Source organism: Streptomyces fulvoviolaceus (assembly GCF_000718165.1).
GTDB classification, from domain to species: Bacteria; Actinomycetota; Actinomycetes; order Streptomycetales; family Streptomycetaceae; genus Streptomyces; species Streptomyces fulvoviolaceus.
The window spans coordinates 16,915-41,673 of sequence record NZ_JOEY01000005.1; the positions used below are offsets into that span (position 1 = coordinate 16,915).

The following is a 24,759-nucleotide window of genomic DNA, read 5'->3' on the forward strand; positions in this document are numbered from 1 at the left end:
CACGAGAGGTTGACCCGACGTGCACGACGATCTCATCGCACGAGCCAAGACATGGCTGGCCGAGGACCCCGACACGGACACCCGTGACGAACTCGCCAAGCTCATCGAGGCCGGAGACGTCACCGAACTCGCCGCCCGCTTCAGCGGCACCCTCCAGTTCGGCACGGCGGGCCTGCGGGGCGAGCTCGGCGCCGGCCCCATGCGGATGAACCGCAGCGTCGTCATCCGCGCCGCGGCCGGTCTCGCCGCGTACCTCAAGAAGAAGGGCCAGACGGACGGCCTCGTCGTCATCGGCTACGACGCCCGCCACAAGTCCGCCGACTTCGCCCGCGACACCGCGGCCGTGATGACCGGCGCCGGCCTCAAGGCAGCGGTCCTCCCCCGCCCCCTCCCCACCCCCGTCCTCGCCTACGCCATAAGGCACCTCGGCGCGGTGGCCGGCGTAGAGGTCACCGCCAGTCACAACCCGCCCCGCGACAACGGCTACAAGGTCTACCTCGGCGACGGCTCCCAGATCGTCCCGCCCGCCGACGCGGAGATCGCAGCGGAGATCGACGCGATCCGCAGCCTCAACGACGTCCCCCGCCCCACCACCGGCTGGGAAACCCTCGACGACAGCGTCCTCGACGCGTACCTGGCCCGCACGGACGCCGTACTGGCGGCGAACTCCCCCCGCACCGCCCGCACCGTCTACACGGCCATGCACGGAGTCGGCAAGGAAACCCTCCTCGCGGCCTTCGCCCGAGCCGGCTTCCCGCAGCCCGTCCTCGTCACCGAACAGGCCGACCCCGACCCGGACTTCCCCACCGTCGCCTTCCCCAACCCGGAAGAGCCCGGCGCGATGGACCTCGCCTTCGCGAAGGCGAGCGAGACGAACCCCGACCTGATCATCGCCAACGACCCGGACGCGGACCGCTGCGCGGTGGCGGTGAAGACCGGCAACGACTGGCGCATGCTGAGGGGCGACGAAGTGGGGGCGCTCCTCGCCGTGCACCTCGTCCGCCGCGGCGCCCAGGGAACCTTCGCCGAGTCGATCGTCTCCTCCTCCCTCCTCGGCCGTATCGCCGAGAAGGCGAACCTCCCCTACGAGGAGACCCTCACCGGCTTCAAGTGGATCGCCCGGGTGGACGGCCTCCGCTACGGCTACGAGGAGGCCCTCGGCTACTGCGTGGACCCCGAGGGCGTACGCGACAAGGACGGCATCACGGCGGCCCTCCTCATCACGGAACTGGCCTCCGAGCTCAAACAAGACAATCGCACCCTCCTCGACCTCCTCGACGACATCGCGGTCGAGTACGGCCTGCACGCCACGGACCAGCTCTCCGCCCGCGTCGAGGACCTGTCGATCATCGCGAACGCGATGCAGCGGCTCCGCGAGCACCCCCCGACCGAGCTCGCCGGCCTGCCCATCACCCGCGCCGAGGACCTGACCCAGGGCACGGACAAGCTCCCGCCCACGGACGGCCTGCGCTACACCCTGGACGGCGCCCGCGTCATCGTCCGCCCCAGCGGCACGGAGCCGAAGCTCAAGTGCTACCTGGAGGTCGTCGTCCCGGTGCCCACGCACGCGGACCTGCCGACGGCCCGCACCACCGCGACCGACCTGCTGGAGTCGATCAAGCGAGACCTGTCGGCGGCAGCAGGCCTCTAAGGCCCGACGGGGTGCCCCTCCGTACGAGAGAGGGGCACCCCATCGGGTGATTTGCACACGACGGCTGACCCAGGCTCCCCGCCCCACCGCACCCCCCGGGCAACGGTGGACGGACACCGCACCACCGAGCCAGCCCTGGAGCCGTCACCGTGTCCTCGACCGCATTCCGGCCGACACCGAACGAAGCGACCACAGCCCCGAGCGAATCCGGCACAGGCTCCGCGCGCCCCCGCGTCCCCGCCCCCGTGCAAGCCCTCCTCGCCTACGTCGCCGTACGCACCACGGGCCTCCTGTTCCTCACCCTCTGGGCGCACCGCCAACACCACGGCGTGTGGCCGATCCTGGCGACACAGTGGGACTCGGACTGGTACCTGGGCATCGCCGACCACGGTTACGCACAAGAACTCGGCACCGCCGGAAGCAACCTGGCGTTCTTCCCGCTCTACCCGGTCCTGGTCAAGGCGGTCGCGGTAGTCACCCCCGGCACCCGCGCCACCACCGGCCTGTGCATCGCGGTCATCGCCTCGCTCATCGCGGCCCGGGGCATCTTCGCCGTCGGCGACCGCCTGTACGGCCCCCGTGTCGGCATCCTCCTCACCACCCTCTGGGCCGCGCTCCCGGTCGGCCTGGTGCAGTGGATGGGTTACACCGAGTCCCTGTTCACGGCGTGCGCGGCCTGGGCGCTGTACGCCGTGCTCACCCGCCGCTGGCTCTGGGCAGGATCGCTGGCCGTGCTCGCGGGCCTGACCCGCCCGACCGGCATCGCGGTGGCGGCCGCGGTCACCGTGACGGCGTTGCTCTCCCTGCGCCGCGGCTTCTCCGCACGAGCGCTCGCGGCCGCCGTCCTCGCCCCGCTCGGCTGGTGCGCGTACCTCGCCTGGGTGGGCCTGCGAGTGGGCCGCTGGGACGGCTACTTCGCCGAACAACGGTTGTGGAGCAACGAGATGGACGGCGGCATGCGGACCCTGCGGGAGATGCGCCACCTGTTGGCGAGGGACTCGACACCTCATCTGTTCCTGGTGATGGTGACGCTCGTGCTGATCGCCTCGGTGGCACTGTTCGCGCTGTCGGTGCGGGACCGCCAGCCCCTCGCCCTGCTGGTCTTCACCGGCGTACTGCTGGTCATCGTCCTGAGCAGCGGCGGCGTCTACTTCCCCCGCGCCCGGTACCTGCTCCCGGCCTTCCCGCTCCTGCTTCCCCTGGCCCTGCGCCTCTCCCGCGCCGCCCGCCGCCACCGCGTCCTCGTCCTCACGGCAGCGGTGGCGAGCTCGGCGTACTGGGGCGCGCACATGGCCCTGGTGTGGCCGGGCGCGCCGTGATCGGGCCTACGGCAACAGGAGCAGCGCCGCGGTCCAGGCCACGGCACCGAGGACTCCCAGCGGCCACAGCAACCGCCGCCGCTCCCCCTCGCCGCTCACCCCGAGCGGCCGGACAGCCGGGTCCTTCCACATCGCCGCGATCTCGGCGGCCGCCAGCTCATAGGGATGGATGAGCCCCGTCCGCCGCTCCAGCCACGGCCACCGGAAGCCGGTCACCGACCACTCGTCGAACGAGGCCCGCCGGCTGTCGACCTTCAACTCGGTGCCCTTGCACTCGACGACCCGGATGTGGTCCCAGGCGATGTGCTGGGTGCGGCGCCAGCCGTTGAACCACAGCCCCTCGCTGTCGGCGGTGATCCGCCAGGCGACCCAGCGCGGCAGCAACAGGACACCGAGGATCCCGAAGAAGGCGCCCACCAGATACCGCCACACGCCCGTCTCGCCCCAGAAGAAGCTGGCGCCCCACACCACGGTCACCGCGGCGCTCAGCCAGTCGGGCCACCCCGCGCGCCACCGCCGTACGCCCTTCCCGCCCAGCGTGTGCGAAGAACGCTCGGCGACGGCCTCGGCGGCCACGCGGCCCAGTTCCCGGTACTTCGCGTCGCGGGCCGCGAGGTACTTCTCCGACAGCAGCTCGCGCCGGACGAAGCCGTCGGACAGCGGCCGTACGGGCCCCGTCGACCGTTCGACGACGGGCGGCTCGTCCGGCTCCTCGGCGGCGCTGACGACCATCAACTCGGCGCCGTCGTAAGGAGCTCCGTACAGGACGGCCTCCCGGAGCGGGCCGGGTTCGTCGTCCGCGATCCGGTCGACGGCCTCCTCGACTTCCGCGTCGCTCAACTCGTCGTCGGAGTCGTCGGAGTCGTCGGAGTCCTCCTCGCCGTCCTCTCCGTCCTCGACGTCCGTCAGGGAGACGGTGAACAGGGGCCGCAGCGCCCCCACGTCGTCGGCGGCGAAGACCTCCGTGTCGTTGATCGCGCTCTCGTGCAGCAGCACCCGCAGCACGGGCGCCGGCGCGCGGCGCAGCGCGAGGGCGCGGCGGCGGCTCAGGAGCCCGGAGAGCAGGATCGTGAGACCGAGCCCGGCGACGAAGAAGCCCGTGGCAGCTGCCGCGTGGCGGTCGTCGCCGCCGTCGAAGGCACCGGAGAGGGCGGCCAGAGCCGCGCCCGCCGCGAGCACGACGAGCCCGAGTACGACGTAGAACCTGCCGCGCCGGAGCAGCGCGGCCGCCTCCGGGACCGGAGCGGTCACGCCCCCGGCCGCCGCGAGGGCCGCCTCCCGCTGCCGCTTCCGGGCGCCCAGCCGCAGGGTGGTGCTCCAGACGCAGCCCACCGCCAGCAGGACACCGCAGGGGGCCACCAGCCAGGACGGCTCCGGGAGCAGTACGACGACCATGACGATCTGCGCCACCGCCGCGATCCGTACGACCTCGGGCCGCACCAGCAGCCACACCACCAGCAGCGCGAGGAACGCCGCGGCGACGGGCGGCATCCCGGAGACGGCCAGCCCGCAGGCGGCGAGCAGAGCGAGGAGGGTGACGGCCGCGACGACACGCCCGCGTACCCGTACGGGAACCCAGCGCGGCGGCAGCTCCCGCGTCCAGAGGCCTGGCTGCTCACCGGCCCAGTGAAGACAGCCGTCGGGTATCGCGGAGGCGGGCAGCCGTCGCGGCTCCCGAAGCGTCGTACTCATGGATTCCCAGACACTCGGACCACAAAGGTGGTTGCGGTCCTCGGTTCCGTGTCCGGGTGGGGGGCTGCCGTTACGGCCGAGGTGAGGGCCGCATCATGCCGGGCGAAGCTGTGAAAGGCGAGGGCCGGTCAGCCCACCGCGAGCAGCACCGCCAGCAGCACCGCTCCGGCCACCGCGGGCGCCGCGACCTCGTACGCCCAGCGCACGGTCACCTCGCCCTGGGACGTCTCCGCCTTCGTGCGCATCTCCAGCAGCTCGCGCAGGTCGTCCATGATCCGGTCGGCCTCGGCGCGGGTGGGTCCGGCGTCGGGCACCGGCGTCCGCCCGCCGAACGTGTCGCCGCGCATCCCGCCGAACCCCCCGAACATGCCCCCGGGCGCCCGCCCGCGACCGCCGCCCGCGCTCTGCCTCGCCTGCTGGCGGGCCGCCTTCTTCCGTCCCCGCAGGGACACCGGAATGGCCCAGAGCTGGTACTTGGTTCCGGACTTGGCGAGCACCTCGTTCGAGTAGCCGGAGCGCAGCGTCTCGGTCTCGCCCCAGGGCAGGGTGATCACCCGGAACGGGTTGCGGATGCGCAGGCGGTCGTTGTTCGCGAAGACGGCGGGGCGCAGGGTGAAGGCGACCACCAGCGGCACGACGAAGATCATCGTGGCGAGCGCGAGCCACGGTGTGTTGCCCGTCCCCGAGATCACCGCGTCGATGCCGAGCCAGCCGATGATGACCAGCAGCAGAAAGCCGCCGATCATGCCCGCGGGCGACCGGTAGATCCGGTCCTTGGACTCGGGTGACTGGTGATCCTGGGTCGTCATGGCCCCGATTGTGCCGCACGCGTTTGGTGCTCAGCCGATCGCCCAGGCGCCGTAGGGGTGTGCGGGTGCGGGTGCGGGCACGTCGTGGTTGCTCGCGCCCCGCGGCGGAGCCGCTGATGTCACGGCCCCGCGCCCCTTCAGGTGGGCCGCCGTACCCTTTGTCCAGAGGAACCGTTCCGTCGGGGTGTACAGCCGCTACGCGCGTAGATATGCTCGGCTGGTGACCATGCCCACCACTGCATCTCCCGCACACTCGCTTACGGACGTCGCCGCGTCCGACAGCACGCTGCGCCGCTTCCTCCACGGACTGCCCGGCGTGGACGCGGTCGGCCTGGAGGCGCGCGCCGCCTCGCTCGGCACCCGTTCCATCAAGACCACCGCGAAGGCGTACGCCATCGACCTCGCCATCTCGATGGTCGACCTGACGACGCTGGAAGGCGCGGACACCCCGGGCAAGGTCCGGGCGCTCGGCGCCAAGGCGGTCCGCCCCGATCCGACCGACCGTACGACCCCCGCCACGGCCGCGGTCTGCGTCTACCCGGACATGGTGACCGTGGCCAAGGAGGCCGTCGCCGGTTCCGGCGTCAAGGTCGCCTCCGTCGCCACCGCCTTCCCGGCCGGCCGCGCCGCCCTCGACGTCAAGCTGGCCGACGTGCGTGACGCCGTCGCCGCGGGCGCCGACGAGGTCGACATGGTCATCGACCGCGGGGCGTTCCTCGCGGGCCACTACATGAAGGTGTACGACGAGATCGTCGCCGTCCGCGAGACCTGCGGGACCTCCGCCCGTCTGAAGGTCATCTTCGAGACCGGCGAGCTGTCGACGTACGACAACATCCGCCGCGCGAGCTGGCTCGGCATGCTGGCCGGCGCGGACTTCATCAAGACGTCGACCGGCAAGGTCGCCGTCAACGCGACCCCCCCGAACACCCTGTTGATGCTGGAAGCCGTACGCGACTTCCGCGCGCAGACCGGCATCCAGGTCGGCGTGAAGCCCGCAGGTGGCATCAGGACGACCAAGGACGCCATCAAGTTTCTCGTACTGGTCAACGAGACCGTCGGCGAGGACTGGCTGGACAACCACTGGTTCCGCTTCGGCGCCTCCTCGCTCCTGAACGACCTGCTGATGCAGCGTCAGAAGCTGGCCACCGGCCGCTACTCCGGCCCCGACTACGTGACGGTGGACTGATCACCATGGCATCTGCATCCGCATTCGAGTACGCACCCGCACCCGAGTCCCGCTCGGTCGTCGACATCGCGCCCTCCCACGGCCTGTTCATCGACGGAGAGTTCACCGAGGCGGCGGACGGCAAGGTCTTCAAGGCCGTCTCGCCGTCCACCGAGGAGGTCCTCTCCGAGATCGCCCAGGCCGGCGAGGCGGACGTGGACCGAGCGGTCAAGGCCGCCCGCAAGGCCTTCGAGAAGTGGTCGGCGCTGCCCGGCTCCGAGCGCGCCAAGTACCTGTTCCGCATCGCCCGGATCATCCAGGAGCGCAGCCGCGAGCTCGCCGTACTGGAGACCCTGGACAACGGAAAGCCGATCAAGGAGACGCGCGACGCCGATCTCCCCCTGGTCGCCGCGCACTTCTTCTACTACGCGGGCTGGGCCGACAAGCTCGACCACGCCGGCTTCGGCGCCAACCCCAGGCCCCTCGGCGTGGCCGGCCAGGTCATCCCGTGGAACTTCCCGCTCCTGATGCTGGCGTGGAAGATCGCCCCGGCGCTGGCGACGGGCAACACGGTGGTGCTGAAGCCCGCCGAGACGACCCCGCTCTCCGCGCTCTTCTTCGCGGACATCTGCCGCCAGGCGGGCCTCCCCAAGGGCGTCGTCAACATCCTTCCGGGATACGGCGACACGGGCGCCGCGCTCATCGCGCACCCGGACGTCAACAAGGTGGCCTTCACCGGCTCCACGGCCGTCGGCAAGGAGATCGCCCGCACGGTCGCCGGCACCCGCAAGAAGCTCACCCTCGAGCTGGGCGGCAAGGGCGCGAACATCGTCTTCGACGACGCCCCGATCGACCAGGCCGTCGAGGGCATCGTGAGCGGCATCTTCTTCAACCAGGGCCAGGTCTGCTGCGCGGGCAGCCGCCTCCTGGTCCAGGAGTCGATCCAGGACGAGCTGCTGGAGTCGTTGAAGCGTCGCCTGTCGACCCTCCGCCTCGGCGACCCGCTGGACAAGAACACGGACATCGGCGCGATCAACTCCGCCGAGCAGCTGGCCCGGATCACCGCGCTCACCGAGCAGGGTGAGGCGGAGGGCGCCGAGCGCTGGTCCCCGGCGTGCGAACTCCCGTCCTCCGGCTACTGGTTCGCCCCGACGCTCTTCACGAACGTCACCCAGGCGCACACCATCGCCCGCGACGAGATCTTCGGCCCGGTGCTGTCCGTCCTCAGCTTCCGCACCCCGGACGAGGCCGTCGCCAAGGCCAACAACAGCCAGTACGGCCTGTCGGCGGGCATCTGGACGGAGAAGGGGTCGAGGATCCTCGCCGTCGCAGGCAAGCTCCGCGCAGGCGTCATCTGGTCCAACACGTTCAACAAGTTCGACCCCACCTCGCCGTTCGGCGGCTACAAGGAGTCGGGCTTCGGCCGCGAGGGCGGCCGCCACGGCCTGGAGGCGTACCTCGATGTCTGAAAAGTCCGAGCAGCAGCGACTCAGCGTCTTCAAGACCTACAAGCTGTACGTCGGCGGGAAGTTCCCGCGTTCCGAGAGCGGCCGGGTGTACGAGGTGACGGACTCGAAGGACAAGTGGCTGGCGAACGCGCCGCTCTCCTCCCGCAAGGACGCCCGTGACGCCGTGGTGGCGGCCCGCAAGGCGTTCGGCGGCTGGTCCGGCGCGACGGCGTACAACCGGGGCCAGATCCTCTACCGCGTCGCGGAGATGCTGGAGGGCCGCCGCGAACAGTTCACGCGCGAAGTGGCCGACGCCGAGGGCCTGTCCAAGTCGAAGGCCACGGCGGTCGTGGACGCCACGATCGACCGCTGGGTCTGGTACGCGGGCTGGACCGACAAGATCGCCCAGGTGGTCGGCGGCGGCAACCCGGTCGCGGGCCCGTTCTTCAACCTCTCCTCCCCCGAGCCGACAGGCGTGGTGGCCGTGCTGGCCCCGCAGGAGTCGTCCTTCCTGGGCCTCGTCTCGGTCCTCGCCCCGGTGATCGCGACCGGCAACACGGCGATCGTCATCGCGAGCGAGAAGTCCCCGCTCCCGGCCCTGTCCCTGGGCGAGGTCCTGGCGACCTCGGACGTCCCGGGCGGTGTCGTCAACGTCCTCTCCGGCCGTACGGCGGAGATCGCGACGCCCCTGGCCTCCCACCAGGACGTCAACGCGATCGACCTGGCCGGCGCGGACGACGTGCTGGCGAAGGAACTGGAGATCGCGGCGGCGGACAACCTGAAGCGCGTTCTCCGTCCACAGCCTGTGGACAACGTCGACTGGTCGACGACTCCCGGCCTCGACCGCATGACGGCGTTCCTGGAGACGAAAACGGTCTGGCACCCGACGGGTTCGCTGGGAGCGTCGGGTTCGGCGTACTGAGGACAGCGGCCGCAGGCCGCGTCTTCAGGGGCGCGGGGAACTGCGCGACCAGCCACGGCGAACCCGCACACGGCAACGGTCAGCAGTTCCCCGAACAGCCCCCGCACCTCAACCCCCCACCACCCCCAGCGCCTGCCCCACAACCGGAATGCTCCCGATCGACTGCGCCTGCGCGACGGGCCCGGTCAGCATCTGCGAAGCAACCGGCTGGAAGTCGGCGAGCTGCGTGCCGACGCCGTTGTCGAGGGGGTCCACACCCGTCCCGGCGAGCGGGTTCGGCTTGAGCCCGGCGACCGGCCCGGTGACGTAGCCGACCGTGGTGGTGAGGCCCTGGAGACCGGCCTGCGGGTCGATCTTGCCCAGCGAGGTCGGCCGGGTGCGCATCACATCGACGACCGGTTCCGTGTCCGCGGCGGCCATCCCTGCGCCTGCGCCGAGTGCCACTCCCGCGGTCGCGAGGGCGACCAACGCGCGCTGGGCGGTCGGGTTCTCGTGTCGGGCCATCGTTTCTGCCACCTTCTCCATGCGCTGAGTAATCAGGACGACACGAAGGGTAGTTGAGGTGTGACGCGCGCTTCAAAGCCGACCCGCGGGGTCGTTGAACAGCAGGTGAATGCCTCACACTGGTGTCCCGTGAGTTCCCAACCACCCATACCGACGCGAGTCGTGCTGCTCTGCGGCCCCTCCGGCTCCGGCAAGTCCCTCCTCGCGGCCCGTTCCGGCCTTCCGGTCCTGCGGCTCGACGACTTCTACAAGGAGGGCGCCGACCCGACGCTGCCGCTGGTGACGGGGAGCTCCGACATCGACTGGGACCACCCGGAGTCGTGGGACGCGGACGTCGCCGTGACGGCGATCGTGGAACTCTGCCGCACAGGCCGTACGAAGGTCCCGGTCTACGACATCTCCCTCAGCGCCCGCACCGGCGAGGAGTCGGTCGACGTGGGGCGGACCCCGCTGTTCATCGCGGAGGGCATCTTCGCCGCCGAGATCGTCACGCGCTGCCAGGAGCTGGGTGTCCTGGCGGACGCCCTGTGTCTGAGCCGCGGCCCGGTGCGGACCTTCCGCCGCCGCTTCCTGCGCGACCTCAAGGAGGGCCGCAAGTCGGTCCCGTTCCTGCTCCGCCGCGGCTGGCGCCTGATGCGCCTGGAACGCTCGATCATCGCCCGCCAGACCGCGCTGGGCGCTCACCGCTGCGACAAGGACGAGGCGCTCGGCCGCCTCGCCTCGGCTGCGGCGGGCCGCCGCCCGGCCGCGACTCCGGCGGCCTGAACGATCTCGGCGCCTTCTCCGTCGTAGGACCGGAAAAGGGTCCCCGCGGAGAGGAATCCCATGACAACTGCCCTTCGGACCGGGCGATGGCTGGTCATGACGGTCGCACTGCCGACGGCGGCGGCGGATGCACCTCGGACGGCGAGGCCTCGGCCTCCTGCTCGGGCGTGGTGACGTACGAGAACCGCGACCATCCGCCCACCGACAAGGCCGGCTTCACCGTGGGCGAGCGGCTGGGCACCGCCACGATCGTGGCGTGCGACGACAGCCCGGAGGACGGCGAGGGCCGTCCCGAGGGAAAGACCAGCGCGTACGCCGTCGAGGGCGCGGACCCCGCCGAGGCCATTGCCGTCGGTGACACGCCCCACGCGGCGAGGCTCATCGAGATGCACTGACCGCACACGAAAGCGGGACTGGACGGACCCCCCGGCCCTCCAGCCCCGCTTCTTGGTGCTCCCCCGTTGTGGTGCTTCCCCCCGGTGGTGCTTCCCCCGTGTGGTGCTCCCCCGTTGGTCCCCCCGGACCCCCGTTGGTCCCCCGTACTACCCCCCAACCCTCAGGCGACAAGCTCCCCGAAGGCGCTTTCCTCGTCACGGCCGAAGCTGAGGACCTCGTCCTCGCGCAGCCGGCGGAGCGACCGCCAGATGCTGGACTTCACCGTGCCGACACTGATGTCGAGGATCTCGGCGATCTCCGGGTCCGTGCGGCCCTCGTAGTAACGGAGGACCAGCATCGTGCGCTGGAGTTCCGGCAGCCGGGCCAGCGCCTGCCACAGGACCGCGCGCAGTTCCGTGCCGCGCATCGCGTCCGTGTCGCCGGGCGTCTCCGGCAGTTCCTCGGTCGGGTATTCGTTCAGCTTGCGGCGGCGCCACGCGCTGATGTGCAGGTTGGTCATGGTGCGGCGGAGGTATCCGCCGACCGCCGCCTTGTCACTGATCCGGTCCCACGCCTTGTACGTCGAGAACAGCGCGCTCTGCAGCAGGTCCTCGGCCTCGAAGCGGTCACCGGTGAGGTGATAGGCGGTTGCGTACAGGGAGGCGCGGCGCTCCTGGACGTAGGCGGTGAACTCCGCCTCCGACAGGGAACGCCGTTCCCCCGTGCCCTCCCCGTACGCTGCTCCCCCGTGCGTTTCCCCCGTGCGAGCGTCAACCACCGTCATGTACGCGGTGTGCTGACGCCCGGTGCCGCGAGCGCACCCCCGCCCGCTCACGGCACCGGACTTCTCTGAACCCCGGCCCCCGTTCACGTCGTGAAGACGCGTGATCACTGCGCTTGCGCTCGTGCTGTGCAGCGTGTTCATCTCGCGCCCCCCGTCGTGGACTTCCGGTGTTCGGCTTGCTCAGGCGGTGTTTCCTTGCCTGTGCCGAAAAGCTTGCCCGGGCCACTTCATGGCCGTGTCCGCCGACTGTCACAGACCTGTCACAGGGGTCTGTGACAGCGGCCGCACAGCGGACCCACGGATGGGTGCCGTAGGGACGGACGCAGGCACGTACATGGGCGGTTGCACGGGCCGACCTGCCTCACAGGTCGAACACCACCCCCTCCATGGGCCAGAATGAGCCCGTGCCTTCCCTGTTGCTGATCGAGGACGACGACGCCATCCGTACGGCCCTGGAGCTGAGCCTTACGCGCCAGGGTCACCGGGTTGCCACCGCTGCCACCGGCGAGGACGGCCTGAAGCTGCTGCGTGAGCAGCGGCCGGACCTGATCGTGCTGGACGTGATGCTGCCCGGTATCGACGGGTTCGAGGTGTGCCGGCGCATCCGGCGCACGGACCAGTTGCCGATCATTCTGCTGACCGCGCGCAGCGACGACATCGACATCGTCGTCGGGCTGGAGTCCGGCGCGGACGACTATGTCGTCAAACCCGTGCAGGGGCGGGTGCTCGACGCCCGGATCCGGGCCGTGCTCCGGCGCGGGGAGCGGGAGTCGAACGACGCGGCGGCCTTCGGCTCGCTCGTCATCGACCGCGCGGCGATGACCGTGACGAAGAACGGCGAGGACCTGCAGCTCACCCCGACCGAGCTGCGGCTCCTCCTGGAGCTGAGCCGGCGGCCGGGCCAGGCGCTGTCCCGGCAGCAGTTGCTGCGACTGGTGTGGGAGCACGACTACCTCGGTGACTCGCGGCTGGTGGACGCGTGTGTCCAGCGGCTGCGCGCCAAGGTCGAGGACGTGCCGTCGTCCCCGACGCTGATCCGTACCGTCCGTGGCGTGGGCTACCGGCTGGACACGCCTCAGTGACCGAAGCACAAGGGGGGCTCCGCGGCTGGTTCGCGGAGCGTAAGGGAGTGTGGTCGCGGCTGCGGTTCACCAGTCTGCGACTGCGTCTCGTGGTCGTCTTCGGGCTCGTCGCCCTCACCGCCGCGGTGTCCGCGTCCGGGATCGCCTACTGGCTCAACCGCGAGGCCGTGCTCACCCGTACCCAGGACGCGGTGCTGCGCGACTTCCAGCAGGAGATGCAGAACCGCGCGGGCGCGCTGCCCGAGACCCCGACGCAGGACGAACTCCAGCAGGCCGCGGGTCAGATGGCCAACAGCAGCCAGCGCTTCAGCGTGCTGCTCGTCTCCGCGGACGCGAACGGCAAGGCGGTCTACGGCAACTCCGGCGGCCTGGACGGCTTCACGCTGCAGGACGTGCCAGGGTCGTTGCGCGAGGCGGTGAACGAGAAGCAGAAGGTCGACTCGGCCAACAAGTCCGCCTTCCACCTGTACTGGCAGCGGATCGTCGACCACGACACCCCGTATCTCGTGGCCGGCACGAAGGTGATCGGCGGCGGCCCGACCGGCTACATGCTCAAGTCGCTGGAGCCGGAGGAGAAGGACCTCAACTCCCTTGCCTGGTCGCTCGGTATCGCCACCGGCCTCGCGCTGATCGGCTCCGCGCTGCTCGCGCAGGCCGCCGCGACGACCGTACTGAAGCCGGTGCACCGGCTCGGGGTGGCCGCGCGCAGGCTCGGCGAGGGCAAGCTGGACACCCGCCTCAGGGTGTCCGGGACCGACGAACTCGCGGACCTGTCAAGGACGTTCAACTACGCGGCCGAGGCGCTGGAGAAACGGGTCGACGACATGGCCTCACGGGACGAGGCGTCCCGGCGGTTCGTGGCGGACATGAGCCATGAACTCCGTACGCCACTCACCGCGATCACCGCCGTGACGGAGATCCTGGAGGAGGAGCTGGAGGCGGAGTCCGGGTCGATGGACCCGATGATCGAGCCCGCCGTACGGCTGGTGGTCAGCGAGACCCGTCGGCTCAACGACCTCGTCGAAAACCTCATGGAGGTCACCCGCTTCGACGCGGGCACCGCGCGGCTCGTCCTGGACGACGTCGACGTCGCCGACCAGATCACCGCGTGCATGGACGCGCGGGCCTGGCTGGACGCGGTCGACCTGGACGCCGAGCGCGGCATCCACGCCCGTCTGGACCCACGCCGCCTGGACGTCATACTGGCCAACCTCGTCGGCAACGCGCTCAAGCACGGGGGGTCGCCGGTGCGGGTCAGGGTGGGTGGCGCGGCCGACGAGGTCGTCATCGAGGTGCGCGACCACGGCCCCGGCATCCCCGAGGACGTCCTCCCGCACGTCTTCGACCGCTTCTACAAGGCGAGCGCGTCCCGCCCCCGCTCCGAGGGCAGCGGGCTCGGCCTCTCCATCGCCCTGGAGAACGCCCACATCCACGGCGGCGAGATCACCGCCGCCAACTCCCCGGAGGGCGGCGCGGTGTTCACGCTGCGGCTGCCGCGGGACGTGTCGGACCTGGTGGACGAGGCCGACGACAAGGGTCGGAAGGGCAAGGGGGACGCCTGATGAACGTACGCCGCCTGCTGGCGCTCCCCGTGCTCGCCGCGCTGCTCACCGGGTGCGGCATCCGGGCCACCGAGGTGCCGACGGACTTCGGCCCCGCGCCCTCCCGGGTGCGCTGCTCGCTGTCCGAGCCGGAGGTCTCCACGCAGGCCTCGCGCGGGCTGCCGGTGCAGGTGTTCCTGCTGTGCGGCTCGTCGCTGGTGGCCGTCGACCGGACCGTGCGCGTCGCGGACGGTACGGCGGACTCCGAGCGGCGCGTCCTGGTGGCCCAGGGGCTGCTGGACCAGCTCGCGGAGTCGCCGTCGGCCGCCGAGAAGGAGGCGGGCTACTCGACGTACGTGCGCGGCGGCATGAACGTGAGCGGGCCGCGCCCCGGGGACCCCGAGGACACGCTGCGGCTGAGCACCTCGCCCGGGGACCTGTCCTCCTACGCGCTCGCCCAGATCGTCTGCACCTTCTCCGACTCGGCGGCCGCCGAGGGCGACGGCTCCGTCATCCTCGGCGGGCCGGACATCACCCCGCTGCGCAGCTACGAGTGCACGGACGAGGTCCGCTCCGACCCCGACAAGCGGCCGTCGTCGAGCGAGGTGGCGGGCGGCTGACGCACGGGTGTGGCGAAAGCCTCATCGAGGTGTCGGGAGGTGAGCCGGAACCGATCGTGCCGGTGGCCGCGTCTAGGGGGTCGTGCAGCGTCAAGGTTCCGTCGGCGGCAGCGCCGCGATCCGCATCCGTGTGACAGGAGGTGTCCTCCTCGTCGCACACCTCGCGTTCGTCGCCTGGTTCACGCTGCGTCCACTGGACGTCCCCTGGGTGGTGCCCGCCAATCTGCATCCGCTGGCCGGCATCCGCGCCGACCTGGCGCTCGGGTGGCCCGAGGCGGCCCGGCGCATCGGTGAGGGGTTCGCGCTGCTCGCGCCGCTCGGCGCCCTGCTCCCGATGGCCCACGGCAGGCTCGCCGCCTCCCCGCTGGGCTCGCTCCTGCGGACGACCGCTGCCGGCGCCCTGGTCTCGCTGGCCATCGAGCTCCTGCAGACCGGCGTGCCCGGTCAGGTCGTCGACATCGACTCCCTGCTCCTCAACACGGTGGGCGTGGCCCTCGCGCACGCGGTCTGCGTGCCCGCCGCCCGCGTCTGGCTCCGCCGCAGGACCTACCGCCGGCTGCGCACCACCGTCCGCCAGGAGGACCCGGCTCAGGGTCGGACCCCGACGATTCCCAGGGTCGGGATCGCACCGTAGAGCGACGCTTTGTTCCCTTCGTCTCCGTAGCGTTGAAGACAGATGAGGCAGCCACACGGGAGGCCTCACCCTGACGCTCACGAAGGAGCCGCAATGTCCCGCCTTGCCCGCCCCACCAACGGCCGCATGATCGGCGGAGTGTGTGCCGCGCTGGCACGGCGCTTCGGCACCTCCGCCACCACGATGCGAGTGATCTTCGTCGTCTCGTGCCTGCTGCCGGGCCCGCAGTTCCTGCTCTACATCGCGCTGTGGATCCTGTTCCCCTCCGAGGAGAAGACGGCACAGACGGCCTGGTAAGCGCCCGGTTACGCGTACGCCGGTGGGGCGCACCCCGTGTCCAAGGGGTGCGCCCCACCGGCGCGTGCTTCAGACGGCGGGCGTCAGCCGAGCGGAACGCCGTTCACGGGCAGGCCGTGCGTGGGCAGACCCTGCACCGGCAGACCGCCGAGCAGACCGGCGACCGGTGCGGTCGGGCCCTCGGCGAGCACCTTCTGGGCGACCGGCTGCGCGGCGGCCAGGCTGGTGGTGAGGGCCGGCTGGGCCTGCGCCACCGCCTCGCCGGCACCCGGGAGCGCCTGGGCGAGGTTCTCCGCCGGGAGGCCCTGGGTGACGGTGCCGAGCGCCTGGGTGGCGTCCGGCACGGCCGGGGCGGCGTTCGCGGCACCCGCACCGGTGGCGGCGAAGGCGGCACCGAGAGCGGCGACACCGAGGGTCTTGGCAGCAGACTGCTTCATGAAATGCGTCCTCGAAATGGGGTGACGGGGATGTGAGCGGTCCACGACCGTAAACATGTGCAGGTCCCCGCCGCAAACATCGAAATGCGGACGGATTGTGAATACCCGTCCGCATTCCATAACCGCCACCCCGACCGAATCAGCCTTCCGAATCCACAGAACCGCTGGTGGAAGCGGTTTGCTGGAACAGCCATTCGGACTTCAGCTCGGCATATCCAGGCTTGATGACGTCATTGATCATCGCCAGTCGTTCATCGAAAGGAATGAACGCTGATTTCATCGCATTGACGGAGAACCACTGGAGATCTTCGAGCGTGTAACCGAACGCCTCGACAAGGTGCTCGAATTCCCGGCTCATGCTGGTCCCGGACATCAGCCGGTTGTCGGTGTTCACGGTCGCCCGGAAGTGCAGCCGCCGCAGCAGCCCGATCGGGTGCTCGGCGTACGAGGATGCCGCCCCGGTCTGGAGGTTGGAACTGGGGCACAGCTCGAGCGGGATGCGCTTGTCCCGTACGTACGAGGCGAGCCGGCCGAGCTTGACCGAGCCGTCCTCGTGGACCTGGATGTCGTCGATGATGCGCACGCCGTGCCCCAGCCGGTCGGCGCCGCACCACTGCAGGGCCTGCCAGATGGACGGCAGCCCGAAGGCCTCGCCGGCGTGGATGGTGAAGTGGTTGTTCTCGCGCTTGAGGTACTCGAACGCGTCGAGGTGCCGGGTGGGCGGGTAACCGGCCTCGGCGCCCGCGATGTCGAAGCCGACGACACCCAGGTCCCGGTAGCGGTTGGCCAGTTCGGCGATCTCCAGGGCGCGGGCCGCGTGCCGCATGGCGGTGAGCAGGGCACCGACGCGGATGCGCTGGCCGTTCTCCCGCGCACGCCGCTCGCCTTCCCGGAAGCCCTCGTTGACGGCCTCGACGACCTCTTCGAGGGCCAGGCCCTTTTCGAGGTGCTGCTCGGGGGCGTACCGCACCTCGGCGTAGACGACGCCGTCCTCGGCGAGGTCCTCGGCGCACTCGGCGGCGACCCGGACGAGGGCGTCGCGGGTCTGCATGACGCCGACGGTGTGGGAGAAGGTCTCCAAGTACCGTTCCAGGGAACCGGAGTCGGCGGCTTCACGGAACCAGACGCCGAGCTTGTCCGGGTCGTTGTCGGGGAGCTGGGAGTAGCCCGTCTCGCGGGCCAGGTCGACGATCGTGCCGGGGCGCAGCCCGCCGTCGAGGTGGTCGTGCAGCAGAACCTTGGGCGCCCGGCGGATCTGGTCCGAGCTCGGGGAGGCCCCCGTCCGGTCAGTCTGGCTCGTCATTCACGCACTCTAACGCCTACGCGCGTAGATCGCCTGTTGTACGAATCCGTCGATACGTAATGGTGACCGCCCCGCCCGATGTCGTACACCCACGCTTCTGACACTGTTCTGTCATGGCACAGCAAGCGACGCCGGTTCGCAGGGCCCGACTGGGCAGGACACTCGGCCCGGAGCCGGCGGCGGTGAGCGGGGTGGTGCTGCTGCTCCCCGGCGGCGACGAGACCTCCACGCGTAAGCCGTCCGCTCTGGGGACGTCGGCCATCCGGGCGTTGGGACGTCGGCTGGCCCGGGCGGGCAGCGAGGAGGGCCTGGCCACGCATGTCGTGCACTACCGGTATCGCGGGTGGAACGGCAGTGAGGCGCATCTGGCGCACGATGCGTCATGGGCCGCGGACGAGGTCGTACGACGCTATGGAGACGTTCCCGTGTGTCTGGTCGGCGTCGACATGGGCGGACGGGCGGCGCTGCGCGCCGGTGGGCACGAGGCCGTCAACTCCGTGGTCGCCATTGCCCCTTGGCTGCCGGAGGAGGATGTGGCCGCACCGCCCGAACCGGTGAAGCAGCTTGTGGGGCGGCGGGTGCTGGTGGTGCACGGGACCAATGACGAGCGTACGGATCCGGAGTTGTCGTTTCGGCTGGCCACTCGGGCGAAGAAGGCGAACCGGGAGGTGTGCCGGTTCGAAGTGCACTCCGATGGACACGGATTGCACCAGCACCGTGGTGAAGTCATCGCTCTTGCCGAGGACTTCGTGATGGGGGCGTTGTTCGGGCGCGCGTTGTCCCGGCCTGTCGAGGATGCGTTGGCGGCTCCGCCGCCTTTGGGGTTGCGGATGCCGCTTGCCTCCGGCTTCGGGCGTCGACGGTAGGTCCGGGGGCTTTGGGTTGGGTTCGGGCTGCGGGTGGGTGGGGGCTTGTCGCGCCCACGCGGCGGAGCCGCACATCGATACAGCCTCGCGCCCCTGGGGACGCGCCCCTAGGTAGGCAGCAGGTTCCCCCTTCTCGAGAGCAGGAACTTCTTGAAGGCGGCCACCGGGGGTGTGTCCGGGTGGCCGTCCAGCCAGGCCACGCCGATCTCGCGTGCCGCCTTTGGGGCCGTGACCGTCAGCTCCACAACTCCCGGGCGGGGGAAGGCGGGTGGGGGAAGGAGCGCGACCCCCAGCCCTGCCGCCACCAGGCCCCGCAACGTCTCCGCCTCCTCTCCCTCGAAGGCGATGCGGGGTTTGAAGCCGGCCTCCTTGCAGAGGTCGTCGGTGATGCGGCGGAGGCCGTAGCCGGGTTCGAGGGTGACGAAGGCTTCGTCGGCGGCCTCGGCCAGGCGGATGCGGCGGCGGGTGGCGAGGGGGTGGTCGGTGGGGACGACCAGGCGGAGTTTCTGTTCGTCGAGGCGGCGGGCCACGAGGTCGGGGGCGTCCGGGACCGGGGAGGTGAGGCAGAGGTCGAGCTCGCCTGCGCGGAGCTTCTCCAGCATCGCCTCGCCGTAGTTCTGGACGAGGCTGAAGCGGACGCGGGGGTGGTCGACGCGGAAGGCCTGGATGAGGCCCGGGACCGTCTCCGCGCCCATGGTGTGCAGGAAGCCGAAGGCGACCTTGCCGGTGGCGGGGTCGGCGTCGGCGCGGACCTCGTCGGCGGCACGCTCGATCTCGGCGAGGGCGCGTTCCACGGAGCCGAGGAAGGTGCGTCCGGCGGGAGTGAGGGAGACGGTGCGGCCGATGCGGGCGAACAGGTCGACGCCGAGATCCTGTTCGAGGCGGACCATGGCGCGGGACAGGGTGGACTGCGGGACGTCCATCTCCTGCGCGGCACGGGTGACGTGCTCGGTGCGGGCGACACCGGCGAAGTAGGCGAGCCGCGGGGCCAGCAACATCACCATGTCTTCTGTGTCACTGGATGGTGACAGGCGAGGCTGTGAGCTGTGTTGATGCACCATGGGAACGATTATGGCGAATCCATGCATTGGACGGATGACCAGGGGCGTACGTAGTTTCGTGGCATGTCTCCCGCCAGTACCGGGGCGTCCACGATCGTGGGCGCCGCATCGTCTGTTCCTGCCTCCGACTCCCGTATGGCCCCGGGCGGGCCCGGCTACCGCCGGATGAGCTTCGCCCTCTTCCTCGCCGGTGTCGCGACCTTCGCGCTCCTGTACTCCACGCAGGCCCTTCTCCCGCTGATCTCCGGCGAGTTCGGGGTGGCGGCGAGCGAGGCGAGCTGGACGGTGGCGGCGGCGACCGGTGGACTGGCGCTCTTCGTGCTGCCGATGAGCGCCCTGTCGGAGCGCTTCGGCCGCCGTACGGTGATGACGGCCTCGCTGGCGGTCGCGGTGACGGTCGGCCTGCTGGTCCCCTTCGCTCCGTCGCTGCCGGCCCTGGTCGCGCTGCGGGCGGTGCAGGGTGCGGCGCTGGCGGGTCTTCCCGCCTCCGCGACGGCGTATCTGGCGGAGGAGGTCCGCCCGAAGGCCCTGGTCACGGCGATCGGTCTGTTCGTCGCGGGCAACAGCGTCGGCGGGATGAGCGGCCGGGTCATCACCGGGTGGGTCGCGCAGGAGTGGGGCTGGCGGGTCGCCGTCGCGGTGATCGGCGTGCTCGCGGTGGCGTGCGCGGTGGCCTTCCGGCTGCTGCTGCCGGCTCCGCGTCACTTCAGGACGGGCTCGCTGCGGCCGCGGGTGCTGCTCCACACGGTCCGCGAGCACCTCGCGAACCCGCTGCTGTGCCGGCTGTACGCCATCGGCGCCCTGTTCATGACGGTCTTCGGCGGCGTCTACACGGTCATCGGCTACCGGCTGACCGAGGCCCCCTTCGGGCTCCCCCAGGGCATCATCGGCTCGATCTTCCTGGTCTACCTCGTGGGCACGGTGTCGGCGTCCACCGCCGGGCGCCTGGTGGGCCGCCTCGGCCGCCGGGGCGCGCTGTACGCGGCGGGCGGTACGACGGCGACGGGCCTGGTGTTGTCCCTGGCGGACTCGCTCCCCTTGGTCCTGCTGGGCCTGGTCCTCATCACCGGCGGGTTCTTCGCGGGGCACGCGGTGGCGTCCTCGGCGGTCAGCAAGACGGCGACGACGGGGCGGGCGCAGGCCTCGGCGCTGTACCAGTCCGCGTACTACGTCGGGTCGAGCGCGGGCAGCACGGTGGGGGCGGTCGCGTTCCACGCGGGTGGTTGGGGCGGGACGGTGAGCGTCGGCCTGCTGGCGGTGCTGGGCGTCGTGACGATCACCGTCTTCGGGACGCGTGCGGCACGGGTCGCGGCGCGGCGGAACCCTGTGCCGGTCCACTGACGTCTTCTTCGCCCCCGCCGCCCCTACCCGTCCCATCCTTCTGGGGCTCCGCCCCAGACCCCGCTCCTCAAACGCCGGAGAGGCTGAGTTCTTTCAGCCCGTCCGGCGTTTGAGGACGAGGCCCCTTCAGGGCCGAAGCGGGGGTCTGGGGGCGCAGCCCCCAGGGACGGGACGGGTAGGGGCGGCGGGGAGTGCCCTGCGCTAGCTTCGAACGTGCTGGGCGCAAAGACGCGTGCGGACAGGAACGGCCACAGGGGTGGGTGGACGATGACCGACGGTACGGCTACGACGACAGACCTCGACGTCAGGCTGGAGAAACACCGGACCGAGCTGACGGGGTACTGCTACCGCATGCTCGGCTCCTCGTTCGAGGCCGAGGACGCGGTGCAGGACACGATGGTCCGCGCCTGGCGAAGCTACGAGAAGTTCGAGGGACGGTCGAGCCTCCGTTCCTGGCTGTACCGCATCGCGACGAACGTCTGCCTGGACATGCTCACGGCGGGCAACAAGCGCGCCCGGCCCGTGGACCTCTCCGAGTCCACCCCGCTCGCCCAGGCCGCCCTCTCCCCTCGCCCGGACCACACCTGGCTGGAGCCGATGCCGGACGCCCGCATCCTGCCGACCGTCGAGGACCCGGCGGAGGCGGCCGTCGCCAAGGAGTCCGTGCGGCTCGCCTTCATGGCCGCCCTGCAGCAACTGCCGCCCAAGCAGCGGGCGGTGCTGATCCTGCGCGAGGTGCTGGCCTGGCGGGCCAGCGAGGTCGCCGAACTGCTCGACACCTCGGTCGCGTCGGTCAACAGCGCGCTGCAGCGGGCCCGGGCGACGCTCGCCGAGCGCGAGAAGGACAAGGCGGCGGGAGCGGCCGTGTCCGACCCGCTGGACGAGGAGCAGCAGAAGCTCCTGGACCGCTATGTCGCGGCCTTCGAGGGGTACGACATGACCGCGCTGACGGCCCTGCTGCACGAGGACGCCGTCATGTCGATGCCGCCGTTCGACCTGTGGCTGACCGGGCACGAGGACATCACGGGCTTCATGACGACGCTGGGCGCCCCCTGCGAGGGTTCGCGCCTGGTGCCGGTCCAGGTCAACGGACTGCCGGGGTTCGCCCAGTACAAGCCGGACCCCGAGGAGGGCGGCTTCACTCCGTGGGCGGTTCAGATCCTGGAGATCTCAGACGGCCGGCTCACCGGGTTCCACTTCTTCCTCGACACGAAGCGGTGGTTCCCGCTCTTCGGCCTGCCCCTCCATCTCGAAGCGGAGACCGACCAGATCGAGGAGGGCGGGTAGCGCCGGGTCGGGGTCGCGCAGTCTGATCCGGCCCCCGGCCCGCCGGGCCGCGAGCTGCAACCGGGCCAGCAGGTCCACGGCGCCGATGCCGGGCGGCCCGAGACCGGCGACGTCGCACACCAGGACCCCGGCCCCGGTGGCCTCCAGCCGCGCCCGCACGTCGTCACACAGCCCCTGCACCTCTTCCCGGGTGACGGGGCCGACCAGCACGAGTACGGCAGGTGTCATGGCGTCCACGAGCGGTAGACCGGACGGACGGGCGTAACTCATCGGCCAGGCAGGATCACATTGACCTGGGCGCCGCCTTCCCCCGAGGGTTGGCTGTATGCCCCACGGATCAGCACCGCCCTGGATACCGCACGCACTCCTCACCTTTGAGGAGGCTCCGTGCAAGGAGTGCTGACCGGGTTCGCGGTCATCGCCGTCGTCATCGGCGTCGGCTATGTCATCGGCCTCCGCGGTCACCTCGGCGAGCACGGCCGCGAGGTGCTGACCAAGCTCGCCTTCCACGTCGCGTCCCCGGCCCTGCTGTTCACGACGCTCGCCCGGGCCGACCTGTCGGTGATCTTCTCCAGCCGCCTGCTCGTGACCGCGCTGAGCACTGCAGCGGCGGCGGGCGTCTTCGTCGCTGTGGGTGCCGTACGCGGCTGGGGCGTGGGCCGTACGACGATCGGCGCGCTGTGCTCCAGTTACGTCAACTCCGGCAACCTCGGCATCCCGATCGCCGTGTACGTGCTGGGCGACGCCTCGCTGGTGGCACCGGTGCTGCTGTTCCAGCTCCTCCTGCTCACTCCGATCGCGCTGACGATCCTCGACCTGTCGGGCCGGGACGGGAAGCTCCCGCTGTGGCAGCGGCTGCTCACGCCGCTGCGCAACCCGATCGCGCTGGGCTCACTGGCCGGCGTCGCGGTCTCGGGGTCCGGTGTCCACGTGCCGTCCGCCGTCATGGACCCCGTGACCCTGATCGGCAACATGTCCGTCCCCGCGGTCCTGCTCGCCTTCGGCATCTCCCTGTGCGGCAGCACGATGCCGGGCCGGGGCGCGGACCGCCAACTGGTCCTGCTCTCCGTCGCGTTGAAGTCGGTGGGCCAGCCCGCGGTCGCCTGGGCCCTGGCGGCGGGGGTCTTCGGCCTGCACGGGGCCCCGCTCCTCGACGTGGTGGTGACGTCGGCGCTGCCGGCCGCGCAGAACCTGTACACGTACGCGTCGAGTTATGGGGTGGGCGAGCGGCTGGCCCGGGACTCGATCCTGGTGTCGACGGTGTTGGCGGTACCGGTGCTGGTGGTGGTCGCGGCGCTGCTCGGCTAGGCGCTGAGCGGGGGGGCACGGGTTGAACCTGCGGGCTGGTGGGGGCTGGTCGCGCAGTTCCCCGCGCCCCCTAGGGCACTGTCGTACCCCGCCCGACTTCGCCAAGACCGCTCAGGCTCAGGCCCAACCCCCGCCCTCGCCCCCGCCCTCGCCCTCGCCCTCGCCCTCGCCAAGCAGAAAGGGCCGGACCCCGAAAGGTCCGGCCCTCACTCACCCGCCTCAGGCGATCCGCTCCAGCACCACCGGCGACGCGGTGAAGTCGGTGCCCGCCGCTGCGATGTCGTAGGACCCCTCCACCGCCTGCAGCGCGTACTCGAAGCGGTCCGGGGTGTCCGTGTGGAGGGTCAGCAGGGGCTGGCCCTCGGTCACCGTGTCGCCCGGCTTGGCGTGCATCTCGACGCCGGCGCCCGCCTGCACCGGGTCCTCCTTGCGGGCGCGGCCGGCGCCCAGGCGCCAGGCGGCGATGCCGATGTCGTAGGCGTCGAGGCGGGTCAGGACGCCCGAGGCGCCCGCCTTCACCACGTGCTGCTCACGGGCCACCGGCAGCTCGGCGTCCGGGTCGCCGCCCTGGGCCGCGATCATCCGGCGCCAGACGTCCATCGCCGAGCCGTCGGCCAGGGCCTTGGCCGGGTCGGCGTCCTTCACGCCGGCCGCGTCGAGCATCTCGCGGGCCAGGGCGATGGTCAGCTCCACCACATCGGAAGGGCCGCCGCCGGCCAGTACCTCGACCGACTCACGGACCTCCAGGGCGTTGCCCGCCGTCAGGCCCAGCGGGGTCGACATGTCCGTCAGGAGCGCGACCGTCTTCACGCCGTGGTCGGTGCCGAGGCCCACCATCGTGGACGCCAACTCCCGTGCGTCCTCGATGGTCTTCATGAAGGCGCCCGTGCCGACCTTCACGTCCAGGACCAGGGAGCCGGTGCCCTCCGCGATCTTCTTCGACATGATCGACGAGGCGATCAGGGGGATCGCCTCGACCGTGCCGGTCACGTCCCGGAGCGCGTACAGCTTCTTGTCCGCGGGGGCCAGGCCGTCGCCCGCCGCGCAGATCACCGCGCCCGTGGTGTCGAGGACGTGCAGCATCTCCTCGTTGGAGAGCAGCGCGCGCCAGCCCGGGATCGACTCCAGCTTGTCCAGCGTGCCGCCGGTGTGGCCGAGGCCCCGGCCGGACAGCTGGGGAACAGCGGCACCGCAGGCCGCGACCAGCGGGGCCAGCGGGAGGGTGATCTTGTCACCGACGCCACCCGTGGAGTGCTTGTCCGCGGTCGGGCGGGACAGCGAGGAGAACTCCATGCGCTCGCCGGAGGCGATCATCGCGGCCGTCCAGCGGGCGATCTCACTGCGGTTCATGCCGTTGAGCAGGATGGCCATGTTCAGGGCGGCCATCTGGTAGTCGGCGACCTCCCCACGCGTGTACGCGTCGATGACCCAGTCGATCTGCTCGTCGCTGAGCTCACCGCGGTCCCGCTTGGTGCGGATGACGGAGATGGCGTCCATGCCCATGGCTTTCCTTCCGGACGTTCAAAGAAATCGCACGGCCCCCCTGAG

25 protein-coding genes are annotated in these 24,759 nt (G+C 71.0%); 16 read left to right on the forward strand and 9 right to left on the reverse strand.

Annotated elements, in window-relative coordinates; genetic code table 11:
• Positions 1-19: 19 nt before the first annotated feature.
• On the forward strand, positions 20-1,651 hold the full coding sequence (locus IG08_RS0106335) for a phospho-sugar mutase (protein ID WP_030597269.1): 1,632 nt from the start codon (positions 20-22) through the stop codon (positions 1,649-1,651).
• A gap of 149 nt (positions 1,652-1,800) precedes the next feature.
• On the forward strand, positions 1,801-2,970 hold the full coding sequence (locus IG08_RS0106340; protein WP_030597272.1) for a membrane protein: 1,170 nt from the start codon (positions 1,801-1,803) through the stop codon (positions 2,968-2,970).
• A 6-nt stretch (positions 2,971-2,976) separates the two neighbouring features.
• On the opposite strand, the gene IG08_RS0106345 is transcribed toward IG08_RS0106340, so the two are convergent.
• Complete coding sequence (locus IG08_RS0106345) at positions 2,977-4,662, reverse strand: hypothetical protein (protein WP_030597275.1); 1,686 nt, start codon at positions 4,660-4,662, stop codon at positions 2,977-2,979.
• Positions 4,663-4,790: 128 nt separating this feature from the next.
• Positions 4,791-5,471 (reverse strand): PH domain-containing protein, encoded by a 681-nt coding sequence (locus IG08_RS0106350; protein ID WP_030597277.1) that lies wholly within the window; start codon positions 5,469-5,471, stop codon positions 4,791-4,793.
• 226 nt (positions 5,472-5,697) lie between these two features.
• Here IG08_RS0106350 and deoC point away from each other — a divergent pair, with 226 nt between their 5' ends.
• Genes deoC through IG08_RS0106365 form a run of 3 tightly spaced genes read left to right on the forward strand, consistent with a single transcriptional unit; the run spans position 5,698 to position 9,006 of the window.
• Positions 5,698-6,657: a deoxyribose-phosphate aldolase gene (gene deoC, locus IG08_RS0106355; protein ID WP_030597279.1), complete on the forward strand. Its 960-nt coding sequence runs from the start codon at positions 5,698-5,700 to the stop codon at positions 6,655-6,657.
• 5 nt (positions 6,658-6,662) lie between these two features.
• Positions 6,663-8,105 carry an aldehyde dehydrogenase family protein gene (locus IG08_RS0106360; RefSeq protein ID WP_030597280.1) on the forward strand — a complete coding sequence of 481 codons (1,443 nt, stop codon included), beginning with the start codon at positions 6,663-6,665 and terminating at the stop codon, positions 8,103-8,105.
• Positions 8,098-9,006, forward strand: a complete 909-nt coding sequence (locus IG08_RS0106365; RefSeq protein ID WP_030597283.1) for an aldehyde dehydrogenase family protein — start codon at positions 8,098-8,100, stop codon at positions 9,004-9,006. The genes IG08_RS0106360 and IG08_RS0106365 overlap by 8 nt, the downstream gene beginning before the upstream one ends.
• 108 nt (positions 9,007-9,114) lie before the next feature.
• Here IG08_RS0106365 and IG08_RS0106370 read toward each other — a convergent pair whose 3' ends face one another.
• Complete coding sequence (locus IG08_RS0106370) at positions 9,115-9,510, reverse strand: hypothetical protein (protein ID WP_030597286.1); 396 nt, start codon at positions 9,508-9,510, stop codon at positions 9,115-9,117.
• 60 nt (positions 9,511-9,570) lie between these two features.
• Between IG08_RS0106370 and IG08_RS0106375 the strand changes: the two genes are divergently transcribed.
• Positions 9,571-10,275, forward strand: a complete 705-nt coding sequence (locus tag IG08_RS0106375; protein ID WP_078655468.1) for a uridine kinase family protein — start codon at positions 9,571-9,573, stop codon at positions 10,273-10,275.
• 86 nt (positions 10,276-10,361) lie between these two features.
• A complete protein-coding gene (locus IG08_RS0106380; RefSeq protein ID WP_052424504.1) occupies positions 10,362-10,670 on the forward strand; it encodes a DUF6281 family protein in 309 nt (102 codons plus the stop codon).
• 161 nt (positions 10,671-10,831) lie between these two features.
• Here the strand turns inward: IG08_RS0106380 and IG08_RS0106385 are convergent, their stop codons facing one another.
• Positions 10,832-11,575 carry a SigE family RNA polymerase sigma factor gene (locus IG08_RS0106385; RefSeq protein WP_030597295.1) on the reverse strand — a complete coding sequence of 248 codons (744 nt, stop codon included), beginning with the start codon at positions 11,573-11,575 and terminating at the stop codon, positions 10,832-10,834.
• A 263-nt stretch (positions 11,576-11,838) separates the two neighbouring features.
• Between IG08_RS0106385 and afsQ1 the strand changes: the two genes are divergently transcribed.
• From afsQ1 to IG08_RS0106410, 5 genes are all read left to right on the forward strand, one after another.
• Positions 11,839-12,516, forward strand: coding sequence for a two-component system response regulator AfsQ1 (afsQ1, locus tag IG08_RS0106390; RefSeq protein ID WP_030597298.1), 678 nt, complete (start codon positions 11,839-11,841; stop codon positions 12,514-12,516).
• Positions 12,513-14,078, forward strand: a complete 1,566-nt coding sequence (locus tag IG08_RS0106395) for a sensor histidine kinase (RefSeq protein ID WP_030597300.1) — start codon at positions 12,513-12,515, stop codon at positions 14,076-14,078. Before afsQ1 ends, IG08_RS0106395 begins: the two co-directional genes overlap by 4 nt.
• Positions 14,078-14,677, forward strand: coding sequence for a hypothetical protein (locus IG08_RS0106400; protein ID WP_030597302.1), 600 nt, complete (start codon positions 14,078-14,080; stop codon positions 14,675-14,677). The genes IG08_RS0106395 and IG08_RS0106400 overlap by 1 nt, the downstream gene beginning before the upstream one ends.
• An 82-nt stretch (positions 14,678-14,759) precedes the next feature.
• Entirely contained in the window at positions 14,760-15,311 is a 552-nt protein-coding gene (locus IG08_RS0106405) for a VanZ family protein (RefSeq protein WP_030597305.1), read from the forward strand.
• Between the two features lie 93 nt (positions 15,312-15,404).
• Positions 15,405-15,608 carry a PspC domain-containing protein gene (locus IG08_RS0106410; protein WP_030597307.1) on the forward strand — a complete coding sequence of 68 codons (204 nt, stop codon included), beginning with the start codon at positions 15,405-15,407 and terminating at the stop codon, positions 15,606-15,608.
• Between the two features lie 83 nt (positions 15,609-15,691).
• Here the strand turns inward: IG08_RS0106410 and IG08_RS0106415 are convergent, their stop codons facing one another.
• Both IG08_RS0106415 and IG08_RS0106420 read right to left on the reverse strand, forming a co-directional pair.
• On the reverse strand, positions 15,692-16,045 hold the full coding sequence (locus IG08_RS0106415) for a hypothetical protein (protein WP_030597310.1): 354 nt from the start codon (positions 16,043-16,045) through the stop codon (positions 15,692-15,694).
• A gap of 139 nt (positions 16,046-16,184) precedes the next feature.
• Positions 16,185-17,348, reverse strand: a complete 1,164-nt coding sequence (locus IG08_RS0106420) for an adenosine deaminase (protein ID WP_030597313.1) — start codon at positions 17,346-17,348, stop codon at positions 16,185-16,187.
• A gap of 113 nt (positions 17,349-17,461) precedes the next feature.
• Here IG08_RS0106420 and IG08_RS0106425 point away from each other — a divergent pair, with 113 nt between their 5' ends.
• Complete coding sequence (locus tag IG08_RS0106425; protein ID WP_030597316.1) at positions 17,462-18,214, forward strand: prolyl oligopeptidase family serine peptidase; 753 nt, start codon at positions 17,462-17,464, stop codon at positions 18,212-18,214.
• Positions 18,215-18,321: 107 nt separating this feature from the next.
• On the opposite strand, the gene IG08_RS0106430 is transcribed toward IG08_RS0106425, so the two are convergent.
• Positions 18,322-19,275, reverse strand: a complete 954-nt coding sequence (locus IG08_RS0106430; RefSeq protein WP_030597319.1) for a LysR family transcriptional regulator — start codon at positions 19,273-19,275, stop codon at positions 18,322-18,324.
• A 63-nt stretch (positions 19,276-19,338) separates the two neighbouring features.
• Between IG08_RS0106430 and IG08_RS0106435 the strand changes: the two genes are divergently transcribed.
• Together IG08_RS0106435 and IG08_RS0106440 are read left to right on the forward strand one after the other, a co-directional pair.
• On the forward strand, positions 19,339-20,616 hold the full coding sequence (locus IG08_RS0106435) for an MFS transporter (protein WP_030597321.1): 1,278 nt from the start codon (positions 19,339-19,341) through the stop codon (positions 20,614-20,616).
• A gap of 267 nt (positions 20,617-20,883) precedes the next feature.
• Positions 20,884-21,903: a sigma-70 family RNA polymerase sigma factor gene (locus tag IG08_RS0106440; RefSeq protein ID WP_030597324.1), complete on the forward strand. Its 1,020-nt coding sequence runs from the start codon at positions 20,884-20,886 to the stop codon at positions 21,901-21,903.
• Here the strand turns inward: IG08_RS0106440 and IG08_RS56800 are convergent.
• Complete coding sequence (locus IG08_RS56800) at positions 21,787-22,173, reverse strand: STAS domain-containing protein (protein ID WP_158812188.1); 387 nt, start codon at positions 22,171-22,173, stop codon at positions 21,787-21,789. The two genes, IG08_RS0106440 and IG08_RS56800, sit on opposite strands and share 117 nt — an antisense overlap.
• Positions 22,174-22,290: 117 nt before the next feature.
• On the opposite strand from IG08_RS56800, the gene IG08_RS0106445 reads away from it, so the two are divergent.
• A complete protein-coding gene (locus tag IG08_RS0106445) occupies positions 22,291-23,211 on the forward strand; it encodes an AEC family transporter (protein WP_030597326.1) in 921 nt (306 codons plus the stop codon).
• Between the two features lie 219 nt (positions 23,212-23,430).
• On the opposite strand, the gene IG08_RS0106450 is transcribed toward IG08_RS0106445, so the two are convergent.
• The gene (locus IG08_RS0106450; RefSeq protein WP_030597331.1) at positions 23,431-24,714 is read right to left on the reverse strand and encodes a thymidine phosphorylase; all 1,284 of its coding nucleotides are present in this window, start codon (positions 24,712-24,714) and stop codon (positions 23,431-23,433) included.
• Between the last annotated feature and the right edge of the window lie 45 nt (positions 24,715-24,759).